Raw genomic sequence first — 15,034 nt, 5'->3', positions numbered from 1 at the left:
AACTTAATTTATTGAAGCTAGTTATGTTAAAAGGTGTATGAAAAAAGGAAAGATTGGATCTATGGATATTGTTTTATTAGGGGAATTTAGCGGATTTAATAAAAACCTAAATGAAGGGCTAAGGGCACTTGGACATAATTCCAGAGTAATAGCTTCTGGAGATGGGTGGAAAAATATTGATGTTGATATTCTGATAAAGCAGAATAATAATAATATTATAGAAAAATTAAAATACCGTTATAAGTGGTATCATGTTTTATCAAATATAAAAAAGTATGATATAGTACAATTAATAAATCCATGGATTTTACGCCTAAAATTTTTCCCTTCTTATTATATAATAAAGTCATTATTAAGAAACAATAAAAAAACCTTTTTAAGTGCAGCTGGAGATGATGCTTATTATTGGAAATATGGACGGAAACAATTAAGATATGGACCTTTTGAAGATAGCCTTAAATATGATATAAAAAAGAATAAATCTGTTTGTGAAAAACCTGATTTTATTGCTTTTAATCAATTTATCGCGGATAATTGTAAAGGAATTATTCCAATTAGCTATGAATACGCGATCTCATATAAAATTCATAATAATTGTCGCAAATTTATTCCTCTGCCAATAAATACTGACAGTATATCATATTCTCCTAATATTGTTCGCGATAAAATAGTTATATTTCATGGTTTAAATAGATATGGTTCTAAGGGAACAAGATTTATAGAAAAGGCTTTTAAAATATTGCAAGAAAAATATCCACACGATCTTGAACTTATCATTGATGGAAAGATGCCTTTAAATATTTATCTTGATGTTATGAGGCGTACTAATGTTGTTGTAGATCAAACATATGGATATTCATGTGGGATGAATGCTATCTATGCGTTGGCTATGGGGAAAATAGTAATGGGAGGTGCTGAACCGGAATCATTAGCTCTATTAGGAGTAGATAAGTCACCGATAATTAATATTTTACCAGATGTTGATGACATTGTAAGAAAAGTTGAATGGATATTGGATAATAAAAACAATATTGAAAAAATTGGTTATGAAGGCAGAGCGTTTGTTGAAGAAAATCATAATTATATAAAAATAGCTGAACAATATATTGATGTATGGAATAATTTTTAATGAGAAAATTATTTGATGAGGTTATATGTGCGGAATAACAGGTTTTCTTGATTTTAACTGCAGGACAGAGGAATTTATCCTGCGATCAATGACGGATATTTTGCACCACCGTGGGCCTGATGACAGCGGTTATTATCTGGATAAAACCGAATCAGTTTATATAGGGCTTGGGCATCGCCGCCTGTCTATTTTGGATTTATCCATGCAGGGACATCAGCCGATGCATTTTCGAAATCTAACCATTATTTTTAATGGAGAGATATATAATTTTAAGGAAATAAGAGCCGAACTTGAAAAAAAGGACTATTCTTTTGATTCAAATACGGATACTGAGGTTATATTAAAAGCATACCATTGTTGGGGCACGGATATGATTAGCCGATTTAATGGTATGTTTGCTTTTGCTCTATATGATAAAGAAAATCAGACAGTACGCTTATTCCGGGACCGCGCCGGAGTCAAGCCATTATATTATTATTTTAAAAATGGATTATTTTTGTTTGCAAGCGAATTAAAAAGCTTTCATCAGCATCCGCATTTTGTTAAAGAATTAGACAATGATGGACTTGCATTATATTTTAAATATGGCTATATTCCTCAGCCCTATACAATATTTAATGATTGCCATAAATTAAAAGCAGGGCACTCTCTTTCAATAAATTTAAGGAATAAAAATATAACCGATACAAAATATTGGGATGTGATGGACTGTTATCGCCAGCCAAAATTGCAAATATCTGAACAAGAAGCCATTGATGAAACTGAAAAGATATTAAAATCAGCATTTGAATACCGTATGGTTTCTGATGTTCCTGTTGGTGTGTTTTTAAGCGGCGGCTATGATTCTACTATTGTCACCGCAATTTTACAGGCAAACCGAACTGAAAAAATAAAAACATTTACTATTGGTTTTCGTGAAGAAAAATATAACGAAGCGCAAGAGGCAAAAAAAATAGCTGAATATTTAGGAACAGATCATACGGAATATTATTGTACTTCCCAGGATGCCATCGACATATTGCCATTAATACCAGAAATGTGGGACGAACCTGCCGCTGATTCCTCTGCGATACCAACCTTGCTGGTAAGCCGACTAGCCCGCAAACAGGTAACCGTAGCTTTAAGCGCTGATGCAGGGGATGAAACGTTTGGGGGGTATTATAAATATAACACAGTTTACAAAAAATACCGAGCTTTAAAATCCACACCGCCATTGGCTAATAGATTTTACCGATGGATATTAAGGAACCCGACAACTCACTTTTTTGCGGATTCAGTTGGTATGTATAATGCAAAGGAACGGCTTCTTCGTTGGTCTTATATGTTGGGATGTGATGAAAATGAAATATTGTCTATAGATGCATCAAGATTTACCGGGAATGAATTAAAAGAATTGGTAAGTTTTGATTATAAAATACCTCCTACTGATTTTGACGAGCGTTTACGTGGTATATGGTTGGATAATTTACTTTCGGTCGATTATAAGACATATATGGTTGATGACATATTAATGAAAGTAGATAGGGCGACAATGGCGGTTAGCCTGGAGGGACGGGAGCCGTTACTGGATCATAGAATTATTGAGTATGTTGCACGGCTTGATCCTGCATTGAAAATAAAAAATGGTACCAAAAAATATCTTTTAAAGCAGATAACACATAAATATATCCCACAAGATATGATGGATAGACCTAAAAAAGGATTTGGTATTCCTATAGATATATGGCTTCGGGATGAATTAAAACAGTATATAATGCAGTATTTAAGCGTCGATAAATTAAAAAATGAAGATATATTTAATACAGAAAGTGTAATTCAATTAAGAGATGATTATATATCCAATAAAAAAGCAAATTTTACCAGACTTTGGGTTGTATTAATGTTTCAGATGTGGAAAGAAAAATGGCTTGGATGAATTACTATAAACTAATAATAGGATCCTAATCCAGGTTTTAGACTAGTATCAATAATAGAGAAATTAAAAATGAATAATTTTCTATATTTTAAATTTAGAAAAATAAAAATATTAAATGTTTCATATAAGTCTATACTTGAATGGATATTTGTCATTTTTCTTTTTTTTACAGGGCAGCCATTTTATACGTGGAATAATTTATTATATAAATATTCTATAGTTGTCTGTTCGGCTATTTTTATTTTTAACTTTGCACCAAATAAAAAAAATGGAATTTGTATTTCGATATTATTTTATTTGTATTTAATAGTTTCACTTAAAAACACTAATATGAATTTTGGACTTGCATTAGCATTTTGGAGTTTATTTATAGCTTCACCAATATTTCTAAAAAATACATTTAGAAAATATTTAATATTATTTTCTATAATGCTTATACCATCAATTGTTATATACATTTTGGTATATTTTATTAGGATTAAAATTCCAAACATAATAATATCAATACCTGCAAGAGACTACAGCTATAATGCTTTTCCTTTCCTTATCCACCCTAATGTTGTTAATGTATTGAGGTTTTGTGCTTATTATTCGGAACCAGGACAACTAGGTACTGCGTGTAGTATATTATTCATTGCTAATGGATTTACTATAAAAAGAAAAGCCAATATTCCTATTTTAATTGCAGGTTTACTTTCTTTATCATTTGCATTTTATTTGCTAATGTTTATATATATTGTATTATTTTTAAAGGTGAAGTATAAAATAGTTATACTTTTAATCATATCAATTTTGTTTTTATATGTATTTAATGAAAATGAATTTGTTAAAAATTATACTTTCCGCAGATTGGAAATAAAAAACGGAAAATTAATAGGTGACAATAGGACAAATCAATTTTTTGATTATGGGTATAATAGATATAAAAAAACCAATAATTATTTTTGGGGTATAGACAGTAAAACAGCTGATTATTATATATTTCGAGATGGATCATCATCATACAAAAATATTATATTACGATATGGATTTATTTTTTTTTGTATATATTGTTTTATGGTTTCCTTTATCGCATTTAGTTATCTTGGTTTTCAAAAAACACTTATTGCATTTTTACTAATATTATTTGGAACTATGTATCAAAGGCCATTTGTAGAATATATTAATTATCTATACTTAATTTATTGTTCAATTTTTTACATGTCCGATAGGGTTAAATATTACACTGGATATATATCATGATTCGCATATTAAATATTATTGGATCTCTGAATTGCGGAGGCGCTGAGACAACAATCATGAATTATTATAGAAATATAGATCGAACAAGGATCCAGTTTGATTTTCTTATAACAACTTATAATGATTATTATGAAACGGAAGCAATTGCTTTAGGATCTCACATTTTTCGGCGCCCTATGAGAACGCAAAATGTTATTATGAACACTTTTATTTTAATGTCTATACTGTTAAAACATAAAGAATATAAAATGATACATATTCATCATTCGACACCCATAGTGTTTTTTGATGTTTTTATAGCATGGCTATGCGGTGTACCAATCAGAATTGTTCATTCAAGAAATGCAAGAGAAAATATTTCTCTGCTAGAACGGTTGTTGCGTCCTTTGCTGCGTATGTTTACAACTAAAATGTTGGCGTGTTCAAGTGAAGCAGGATCGGCCTTATTCGGAAAGAAAGCCATAATAAATAATGAAGTTATTCTTTTCCCAAATGCAAGAGATATAAGCAGGTTAATATATAATAAAAAATCCAGAGATGTAATTCGAAAAACATTAAATATTGACAGTAATTTTGTTATTCTTCATATAGGAAGATTAAGTAATATAAAAAATCAATCATTTCTTCTGGATGTTTTCGCTGGTTTTTTAAAATTGTGCCCTCGGGCTGTATTGCTAATTGCTGGTGAGGGAAACATGCTTGAATTATTGGTTAAAAAAATATCTGAATTGCGAATAGACAATGCCGTTCAATTACTTGGATTTCGAGATGATATACCTGATTTGATGCAGGCTGGTGATATATTTGTTTTACCCTCTTTGTGGGAAGGACTTCCGGGTGTGGTAATCGAAGCGCAGGCTATGGGTCTTCCGTGTTTATTGTCAAATACTATAACAAGAGAGACTAAAATTACCGATTTGGTAGAATTTCTGCCTATTGACCAAATTAGTATATGGGTTACTCGTTTGTTGGTATATCAGGATGGATTTATACGGCATGATATGTATGACCAGGTAACTAAATCCGGATATAATATTATTCAGGCTGTAAAAAAATTGCAGCAATTTTATTTGGAAATATTTGACAAATGTCAAAAATAATGATTTGTTCGATCGACGATGCAGTTGGTGGCGCTGAACAGGTTTTGAAAATGATCGCCAGCTATTTTATTCAATGCGGATGTACTGTTGATGTATATTTTTTGACAAAACCAAAGGCTGACTATTGGAAAGATTTAAAAGATAAAATAAATTTAATGTATACTAATACTTCTTCAAAAATATTTGGATTTATAGAACTTTTTTTCATCATGAAAAAAACAAAGTGTGAATATACATATGGATTTACAAGCCATGTTTACTGTAATTCATTTATTGGTTTATTAAAGCAATTAAAAATTATAAATATAAAATATTTTATCGGAAGAGATAGCGAAATGTATTTTGATGAGCCAAATATTATTAAACGATTTTTTTATTGTAACCTATTATTAAATATTGGGTATTCGGCAATTGATTTGCTTATACATCAGACAAATGAAATGAATAAGAATTTTTTATTTCATAAAAAAGAACTTTTTCAAAAAATATTAATAAAGGTTATTCCTAATCCGGTTGATTTGAAATATATTCAGGCTAGTGAAAAATCGCTCTTTCAATATAATGGAATAGCAAATAATTATATTGTGGCTGCTGGCAGGCTTCTTTGGTTAAAAGGTTTTCACATTTTAATAAGGGCATTCAAAGAATTAAATCTCGAAGATTGTTCATTGTTAATTCTTGGCGATGGGGAATATAAGAAAGAATTAAATAAGTTAATTGAAAAATTAAATTTATATAAAAAAGTTCATTTACTTGGATATGTTGATAATGTATATCCATATTTTAGAAATGCAAAGCTATGTGTCGTACCATCAATAATAGATAATTCCCCAAATGTTTTATTTCAAATGATTTCTCAGAATACAAAAATTGTTGCTACAAGATTTATTAAGGAAAGTGAATATATAAAAGGATTGTATATCTGTAACCCCGATGATGTACATGATTTAGCGAAAAAAATTATGGAATGCTTAAATACAGATACACAATCCAATCGAGAGTTATTTGATAGAGAGTTAGAGAAACGTTCTATTAATCATTTTATAGAAGCAATTGAAAAAGCGGTACAATGAAAAAGGATATCCATAGTGAAAATATTGATTACAGGCGGAGCGGGTTTTATTGGATCTAACCTTTGTGAATATTTTTTGAAAAATGCTCATAATATTGTATGTTTTGATAATTTTTCAACCGGAAAAGTCGAAAATATTACTAATTTTTTACTACAATACCCCAATACATTTGAATTGCAAGTTGGAGATATCCGTAATATTTCTGATTGTAGGAAAGCGGTTGAAGGAGTTGACGTTGTGTTACATGAAGCGGCATTAGGATCAGTTCCACGATCTATAAAAGATCCTATAACAACTAATGAAGTTAATATTTCAGGTTTTCTTAATATGCTTGTGTCTTCATGTGATGCAAAAATAAAACGTTTTATATATGCTGCAAGTTCTTCTACCTATGGAAACAGCGAAATATTGCCAAAAGAAGAGGATGTGATAGGAAAGCCTCTTTCCCCTTATGCCGTAACTAAATACGTAAATGAACTTTATGCAGATGTTTTTTCTAAGACCTATGGTGTTGAATGTATAGGTTTACGGTATTTTAATGTATTTGGCCGAAGACAAGATCCTTTTGGCGCCTATGCAGCGGTTATTCCTCTATTCATAAAAAATTTTATAAATCACGAAAGTCCTGTTATTAATGGAGATGGACAATATAGCCGTGATTTTACTTTTATTGATAATGTGATTCAGATGAATATGTTAGCAATAAATACTGATAACCAGAAAGCCCTTAATCAAATTTATAATACTGCATGCGGAGAGAAAACGACATTAAATCAATTAGTTGTGTATTTGAAGGAATTACTATGTCAATATGATTCAGAGATAGAAAAAATTGAAATTTTACATGGAAAAGAGCGGGCAGGAGATATTCCACATTCATTGGCTAGCATCGAGAAGGCAAAAAAGTTACTCGGATATATTCCAAAGCAAAATATATATGATGGCCTCAAAGAATCTATAGACTGGTATTGGAAAAACTTAAAGTAGGTTTTTATGGAAAACATAAAGGTTGCTGTACTTGGCCTTGGTTATGTTGGTCTCCCATTGGCACGGTTGTTTTCAACTAAATATCCAACAGTTGGTTTTGATATAAATAGTGAACGGGTGAAAGCTTTATTAACAGGCCATGATACAACCTTAGAAATTACAGACGAATTATTACAATCCGCTTTACGTGATGGGTTTATATGTACCTCCACCATAGATGATATAAGGGAATGTAACTTTTATATTGTGGCAGTTCCAACGCCTGTCGACAAGAATAATAACCCTGATTTAACGCCGCTTTATAAAGCCAGTGAAGTCGTAGGCGCAGTTATTTCAAACGGAGATATTGTTGTCTATGAATCGACGGTTTATCCGGGAGTTACAGAAGAAGAATGTATCCCTATCGTTGAAAGAATTTCGGGATTACGATTTAATCAAGACTTTTTTGCAGGATATTCTCCTGAACGAATAAACCCCGGCGATAAATTGCATACGGTTGAAAAAATCAAAAAGATTACATCAGGATCAACTTATGAATCGGGTAAAAAGATAAATGAAGTTTATGCATCTGTAATTGAAGCGGGAACCCATTTGGCGCCTTCAATTAAAGTCGCTGAAGCGGCTAAGGTAATAGAAAATGCTCAACGGGATATTAATATAGCCTTTGTAAATGAATTATCAAAAATATTTAATTTAATGGAAATAGATACCCATGATGTATTAGAGGCTGCCGGTACTAAGTGGAATTTTTTATCTTTTAAGCCTGGATTAGTTGGCGGGCATTGTATCGGCGTTGATCCATATTATTTAGCGCAGTGTGCGCAAAATTATGGGTACCACCCGGAAATTATTCTTGCAGGACGTAGAACAAATGATGGTATGGGAGAATATGTCGCCAATCAGGTAATAAAGTTAATGATAAAAAAGCAGTTAAATGTATTAAATTCTAATATTTTAATATTGGGTTTTACTTTTAAAGAAAATTGCCCTGATGTACGTAATACAAGGGTAATAGATATTTATAATGTCTTTAAAGAATATAATATCAATACTACAATATATGAACCATTAGCTGACAAAGCGATAGTTAAACATGAATATAATATTGATATAATAAAAGAATGTCCCACACAAAAATTTGATGGCGTAGTATTGGCGGTTGGACATAAGATATTTGATACCATTGATGTTTTATCGCTATTAAAAACTTCTCATGTTGTTTATGATGCTAAGGCTGTACTGGATAAATCAATAGTTGATGGAAGGCTTTAAATTGAAAAAATCAAAATTATATTTTTTGGTATTATATTTTATCAGAAAAATTTATTATTTATGTATAAGAATTATTAAAATAAAGTATCCTGATTTTAAGCCAAAGAGAGGAACTGGTGGAACTAATTCTGCAAGATATTGTTATTCAATTTGTATGAGGCATATTGTTCATTTATTTAATAATGGTATGAAACAAATTCCAAGAAGTATAGCGGAATTTGGACCTGGCGATTCGCTGGGAATTGGATTATGTATGATGCTTGCCGGGGTAGATGAATATTATGCCTTTGACATCGTTGAGCATGCAAATAAAAGTACCAATCTTGCTATTTTCAATGAGTTGATAAATTTGTTTAAAGAAAAAAGCCCTATACCGGACAATAATGAATTTTCAAATATTAAGCCATTGTTAGATGATTATTCATTTCCTTCTCATATATTTAATGAAAATATTTTAAATGAAGCTCTTTCAGATAAACGGATTAACAATATCAAACAATTATTAACAGAGTCATCACTAGATACAAGTGGTAATATAAAAATTAAATATATTGTGCCATGGGAAAATTATTCCGGAAATTATCCAAATGTTGATTTTGTATTATCTCAGGCAGTACTTGAACATATAGATAATTTGCCACAGTTTTATTTTGTTATGGCCCAGATATTAAACTCCGGTTGCTTTACCTCACATGAAATTGATTTTAAATCTCATGGAGAGACATATGAATGGAATGGGCATTGGGCCATATCTAATAAAAAGTGGAAAAAAATTAGAGGAGCGCGACCATATTTAATTAATAGAGAACCATTATCGACTCATTTAGAATTCTTAAAAAGAAATAAATTTATTATTCTTGAAAAAGAATGCCATTCTGCAACTCAATATGGGCGGCCAACAATAAAAAGAAGCAAATTGTCAGACAGATTTTTAAATATGTCTGATGAGGACTATGACACATCATCTTGTTTTATTTTAGCAAAAAAAGAGTAATAAAAGGCATAGCCGCTATAAAGTGTCTTACATTTAATATTCCTAATAATATATGTGATTTGACTTATAGTTATTTTAGCTGAATAAGGATTAGCCTTGAATTGTAAAATATACTTGGAAAAACGTGACTGTTTCACATATCCGTCTTCAGAGGCATATTTCAGTCCACATATTCATTATCCAGAGTATCCATTTTCTGATGATACAATTAGTCCATTTAAAAACGAAGTATATGATATGGTCAGATATTCTTTGTTCGGGATGGGGTTGGATAGCGAAAACTTTGGCAATAAAGAATGGAACCCATTGGGAGACTATGTAAGGCCAGGATCAAGAATATTATTAAAACCAAATTGGGTGAACCATGTTAACAAAATTGGAGGATTGGATTGTACTGTTACCCATCCATCCGTAATAAGATGTATAATTGACTATTGTGTTGTTGCTAAAGCGAAAATAATTGAAATCGGAGATGCGCCTATACAAGATTGTAATTTTGATTTTCTTATGGAAACACATGGGTATCGCCGTTTATTTGATTATGTTCGTAATAAAGGTGTTGATATTCTAGTTAGTGATTTTCGAATAACTGTATCTAAATATTTTTTATCAAAAAGAATTATATTACAAAATAAAAATAAAAATAGATGTGAAGTTGTTGAATTTGATTTAGTAGGAAATTCCAATTTTGGGAATATAGAACAAAACCAACGATATAGAAGTATAAATTATCCGGATGATAAGCTTAATAATCGACATAATAAAAATCACCATAAATATTTAATTAATAAATCTATATTTACAGCTGATTTGATAATAAATTTACCAAAACCAAAATCACATCGATTTGCTGGAATAACAGCAGCGCAAAAGAATTTTATTGGAATATGTTCAGAAAAGGATTATTTACCACATTATAGAATTGGAGCACCCGAGAATAGCGGTGATGAAAGTAACAAATTATCTATATTAGGTAAAATTTTTTCCTTGCTTGACCGACAACGATGCAAAAACATTGAAAAAAGAAATATTTTTATGCAGTTTTTTTACGGTTTTATGCAATATTGTATTATGAAATATAAAAATATATTTGCCAGTGGGCAATATTTTTTCAATGGGAGATGGCATGGAAATGATACAATCTGGAGAACGATTTTAGATGTAAATTCACTTCTGCTTTATGGACATGCAGATGGTAACCTTGATTTTAATTCGCCGCCACGAAATATTCTTACTATAGGCGATATGATTATATCTGGCGAAAAAGAAGGCCCATTAAAGCCTTCGCCTAAACCGTTGGGTATAATTCTGGTGTCAAATAATAGTGCATTATTTGATTATATATTTTGTAAAATAGCTCAATTTGATTATACCCTTATTCCGACTGTTAAAAACTCAATTGGCAATAAATTTTTATTTAGAGATTCGCTTGATAAAATAAGTATGTGTTCTAATCAAGAGGATTTATCTAATATTTTATTAAATAATATCTCATTTCCTATGGATTGGCGGTTTAAACCAAATTCAGCATGGGAAGAAATAATCAATAATTAAATTTGAATCGAGATAAATATATGAAACGAATTGCAATACATCAAAACAAAAAAATTTTTGATCATTCGACACTTTGGACAGAGGCATGGATATCGTATTGTGATAAAACTAAATTAAATTATGAAATAGTTGACTGTTATGAAGCACATATTATAGAAAAATTAAAAAATTATGATTGTCTTTTATGGCACATTAACAATTATAGTCATACGGATATGCAGATGTCCCGTAATATCTTATATACTGCAAATCATCTAAATATAAAAATATTCCCTGGCTATAATGATGTATGGCATTTTGATGATAAAATAGCTGAAACATATCTATTGCAATCAGCCGATGTTCCAACTCCTGAGTCTTATATGTTTTATTCTCTCGAAAGTGTAAAACAATGGTTAACAGACGAAGTACGGCAGTTGCCAATTATCGCTAAATTAAGAAATGGTTCAGGCGCCCATAACGTAAAACTATTAAGATCAAAGCGCCAAATAATGAATTATTCTAAACAGATGTTTGGACATGGGTATAGTCCACATCCCAGCATATTTGGTAAGGCAAAGGCTAATTATGATTCTTCAAAGAAGAATTGGAATTTGATGAAATCAAGAATTAAAAGAACCCCGGAGTTTTTAAAAACGTTTAAACATGCATCACGATTTCCTCGTGAAAGGGGATATGTTTATTTTCAAGAGTTTATTCCTAATTATGGATATGATTTGAAAATAATAGTAGTGGGTAACAAACTTGGTTTTATAGGGCGCCGTGTCAGAAAGAATGATTTTAGGGCGTCTGGGGGAGGGGATATATTTTTCGATAAATTATTAATTACCGAAGATATAATAAATTCCGCCTTTGAGGCCAGTGATAAACTAGGGTTCCAATGTATGGGATATGATTATGTTGTTAATTCTGATACAGGGAAAGGTTTAATTGTTGAAATGAGTTACGCCTTTTCGCATAATACGCTTTTACAATCAAAAGGTTATTTTGATAGAAATGGAAATTGGTATGATGAACCACTGAACGCCCCGGAAGAAATACTAAAAAATATCCTTATGGATCATGAGTAAAAAACTCTTTATTGTTGTAATTGTAGACTGGTTTTTTCTTTCCCATAGAAAGGAAATCGCTATTGCCGCAAAAAATAGTGGGTTTGATGTTACAATAATAAGTTATGATACTGGGAATAAAGATAAAATAGAATCATTGGGGTTGAATTTTATTAATTTGCCTAAACCACGATCGATCCAGAATATATTTAAAGAGTTCAATATATTCCTATATTTACTACGAATATATAAAGATAATAAACCAGATATTATACATCATGTTGGATTGAAACTTATTCTTTATGGAACTATTGCCGCAAAAATAGCTGGCATAAAAAATGTTGTCAATGCAATAAGCGGTTTAGGGATTATTTTTAGCAATGAATAAATTCGTGAAAACGATAATACTAAAAGCGCTTAAATTCGCCCATAAAAATATGAATTGTATTGTTATATTTCAAAATGACGAAGATCGAAAAGTATTTATTAATAATAACATAATAGAGAAAAATCAATCCTATAAACTGAAAGGTTCCGGTGTTGATTTAGATGTATTTAAATATAAATCCGAATCTGCTGATAAAAAAATCCGAGTTCTATTTACCGCCAGAATGTTAAGAGACAAAGGGGTTATCGAATTAGTTGATGCGGCTCTTATACTTAAAGACTCATATCAAGATAAAGTCGAATTTTTGCTCTGCGGCGATATTGACGATAACCCAAGATCGCTTACAAGATCCGAGTTGGAAGCTTTGTCTGATGGGACGTATATTAAATGGCTTGGCCACAGGACAGACATACAAGAAATTCTTGAAGAATCGCATATTTTCGCATTTCCGTCCTATTACGGAGAGGGAATTCCAAAATCCCTCATTGAGGCATGCGCGGCAGGTAGGCCAATAATTACCACTAATTCAATTGGTTGTAAAGATACCGTTATCGATGGGTACAATGGGTATTTGGTACCTATAAAAAATAGCAAGATATTGGCTGAAAAAATCAAACTATTGATAGATGATAAATCATTAAGAAAAACGATGGGAGAGAATTCAAGAAAATTAGCCGAAATAAATTTTTCGTTAAAAAGTGTGATAGAGACACATTTAGAAATCTATAATAAATTACTCACTTAACTCCGAGATCAAATTTTGATAAATCCTAGGGGGAAGTAAAAATTAAAATTGGGGTTCTGGGTGAACACAGTTATATCGGGCAATCCTTTGGCAAGCATTGCGAACGGAAAAAAGATGTAAGCGTTGATTTTGTATCCGCGCGTAATAATACATGGATGGATAGTGATTTTAGCATTTATGATATAATTCTATGTACAATTGGAATAGCGCATATATCTACAGATCCAAAAATGGAACAAAAATATTATGCAATAAATCGCGATTTGCCAATTTTAATTGCAAAAAAAGCAAAAATGGCAGGCGTAAAGCAATTTGTTTTTTTTAGCAGTATGATTGTTTTTGGCGATGATTTACAAATTAATGAAACATTGTTTATTACTAATACAACGAAACCAAAGCCTTCTAATTTTTATGGGAAAAGCAAGCTTGAAGCAGAAATTCAATTATTACAGTTAGTTAGTGAAGATTTTTGTGTTACTGTAATTAGAACGCCAATGGTATATGGTGAAAATTGTAAAGGCAATTTTCAAAAGCTGATTTCATTTAGTCGAAAAGCAATGATATTTCCTGATATACCTAATCAGCGAAGCATGATATATATTTTCAATCTCTGTGAGTTTGTTCTAAATTGCCTTTATAATAACATAACGGGTATTGTATACCCCCAAAATAGTGAATATGTAGGAACAAGTAGTATCATAGAATGCGCAAGAAAATGCCAGGGGAAGAGTGTCCATTTTATTACGATATTTAATCCTTTGCTTTATTTAGTATCAAGAAGAATTGGGCTTATTAGAAAAATATTTGGTTCAAGGATATATGACAGAAAATTATCCCCAAATATAGAAGCATATAATATATTTACTTTTGAAGAATCTATCCAACGCTGCGTTCAATCTATAAAGACTGTCCCATGATTCGATTTTTTGATATTATTTTCTCTGGTATTGCGATTATTATCTTGATACCATTCATGATTCCTATAATAATTGGGCTAAAGTTAACAGGAGAACACTATGTTTTTTATGAACAAAAACGAATTGGACGCTATGGCCGTGAATTTGAGTTATTGAAATTTGCAACAATGCTTAAAGAATCCCCAAATTTGCCCGGCGGTTTATTTACCAGCATAAATGATCCGCGCATGCTCCCTATGGGTAAATTCTTGCGTAAAACAAAAATAAATGAGCTGCCTCAACTGATTAATATTTTTATTGGCCAAATGAGTATTGTTGGATACAGGCCAACCGTTCGAGAGCATTTTAATGCATATCCCGATTGTGTCAAACAAAAACTCTATCATTCAAAACCAGGGCTAACTGGTATAGGGTCTATCGTGTTCAGAAATGAAGAAGAAATATTACAGCAATTTGAAGATAAAAATAAGTACCATCAAAATGTTATCATTCCATATAAAGCGATGCTTGAAAGTTGGTATATAGATAATAGAAGTTTATTTGTTTACTTTAAAATCATTGTAGTTACAATTAATGTTTTGTTGAATCATAAAACGGGTATTTGGAAAAAGTATTTTTGTGATATTCCGCCAGTACCGCATGAATTGAAATCGTATATTTAGGATATGT

Annotated in this window: 14 protein-coding genes; all 14 read left to right on the top strand. The window is 31.0% G+C overall.

Going from position 1 to position 15,034, the window contains the following annotated elements:
• Window positions 1–37: 37 nt before the first annotated feature.
• The 14 genes from TREPR_RS17415 (at window position 38) to TREPR_RS17355 (ending at window position 15,027) form a co-directional block, all read left to right on the top strand.
• Window positions 38–1,129, top strand: a complete 1,092-nt coding sequence (locus tag TREPR_RS17415) for a glycosyltransferase family protein (protein WP_201765752.1) — start codon at window positions 38–40, stop codon at window positions 1,127–1,129.
• Between the two features lie 25 nt (window positions 1,130–1,154).
• Window positions 1,155–3,044 carry an asparagine synthase (glutamine-hydrolyzing) gene (gene asnB, locus TREPR_RS17410; protein WP_015709663.1) on the top strand — a complete coding sequence of 630 codons (1,890 nt, stop codon included), beginning with the start codon at window positions 1,155–1,157 and terminating at the stop codon, window positions 3,042–3,044.
• Window positions 3,045–3,113: 69 nt separating this feature from the next.
• Window positions 3,114–4,286 (top strand): hypothetical protein, encoded by a 1,173-nt coding sequence (locus TREPR_RS17405; RefSeq protein WP_015709662.1) that lies wholly within the window; start codon window positions 3,114–3,116, stop codon window positions 4,284–4,286.
• Window positions 4,283–5,386 carry a glycosyltransferase gene (locus tag TREPR_RS17400; RefSeq protein WP_015709661.1) on the top strand — a complete coding sequence of 368 codons (1,104 nt, stop codon included), beginning with the start codon at window positions 4,283–4,285 and terminating at the stop codon, window positions 5,384–5,386. The genes TREPR_RS17405 and TREPR_RS17400 overlap by 4 nt, the downstream gene beginning before the upstream one ends.
• Complete coding sequence (locus tag TREPR_RS17395) at window positions 5,374–6,459, top strand: glycosyltransferase (RefSeq protein ID WP_015709660.1); 1,086 nt, start codon at window positions 5,374–5,376, stop codon at window positions 6,457–6,459. The genes TREPR_RS17400 and TREPR_RS17395 overlap by 13 nt, the downstream gene beginning before the upstream one ends.
• A gap of 15 nt (window positions 6,460–6,474) precedes the next feature.
• Entirely contained in the window at window positions 6,475–7,446 is a 972-nt protein-coding gene (locus TREPR_RS17390; RefSeq protein WP_015709659.1) for an SDR family oxidoreductase, read from the top strand.
• Window positions 7,447–7,452: 6 nt separating this feature from the next.
• Window positions 7,453–8,718, top strand: a complete 1,266-nt coding sequence (locus TREPR_RS17385) for a nucleotide sugar dehydrogenase (protein ID WP_015709658.1) — start codon at window positions 7,453–7,455, stop codon at window positions 8,716–8,718.
• Between the two features lies 1 nt (window position 8,719).
• Entirely contained in the window at window positions 8,720–9,712 is a 993-nt protein-coding gene (locus TREPR_RS17380; protein ID WP_148257372.1) for a hypothetical protein, read from the top strand.
• 114 nt (window positions 9,713–9,826) lie between these two features.
• A complete protein-coding gene (locus TREPR_RS17375; RefSeq protein WP_148257371.1) occupies window positions 9,827–11,266 on the top strand; it encodes a DUF362 domain-containing protein in 1,440 nt (479 codons plus the stop codon).
• Between the two features lie 20 nt (window positions 11,267–11,286).
• On the top strand, window positions 11,287–12,336 hold the full coding sequence (locus tag TREPR_RS17370) for an ATP-grasp domain-containing protein (RefSeq protein ID WP_015709654.1): 1,050 nt from the start codon (window positions 11,287–11,289) through the stop codon (window positions 12,334–12,336).
• Window positions 12,329–12,703, top strand: a complete 375-nt coding sequence (locus TREPR_RS18840; protein WP_201765751.1) for a glycosyltransferase — start codon at window positions 12,329–12,331, stop codon at window positions 12,701–12,703. The genes TREPR_RS17370 and TREPR_RS18840 overlap by 8 nt, the downstream gene beginning before the upstream one ends.
• Window positions 12,704–12,707: 4 nt before the next feature.
• Window positions 12,708–13,448, top strand: coding sequence for a glycosyltransferase family 4 protein (locus TREPR_RS17365; RefSeq protein WP_201765750.1), 741 nt, complete (start codon window positions 12,708–12,710; stop codon window positions 13,446–13,448).
• Between the two features lie 41 nt (window positions 13,449–13,489).
• Window positions 13,490–14,365: an NAD-dependent epimerase/dehydratase family protein gene (locus TREPR_RS17360; RefSeq protein WP_041611288.1), complete on the top strand. Its 876-nt coding sequence runs from the start codon at window positions 13,490–13,492 to the stop codon at window positions 14,363–14,365.
• Window positions 14,362–15,027, top strand: coding sequence for a sugar transferase (locus TREPR_RS17355; RefSeq protein ID WP_015709652.1), 666 nt, complete (start codon window positions 14,362–14,364; stop codon window positions 15,025–15,027). Before TREPR_RS17360 ends, TREPR_RS17355 begins: the two co-directional genes overlap by 4 nt.
• The last annotated feature ends 7 nt before the right edge of the window (window positions 15,028–15,034 follow it).

The organism is Treponema primitia ZAS-2, from assembly GCF_000214375.1.
Taxonomy (GTDB): domain Bacteria; phylum Spirochaetota; class Spirochaetia; order Treponematales; family Breznakiellaceae; genus Termitinema; species Termitinema primitia.
This window is presented reverse-complemented; position numbering and strand designations above follow the sequence as displayed.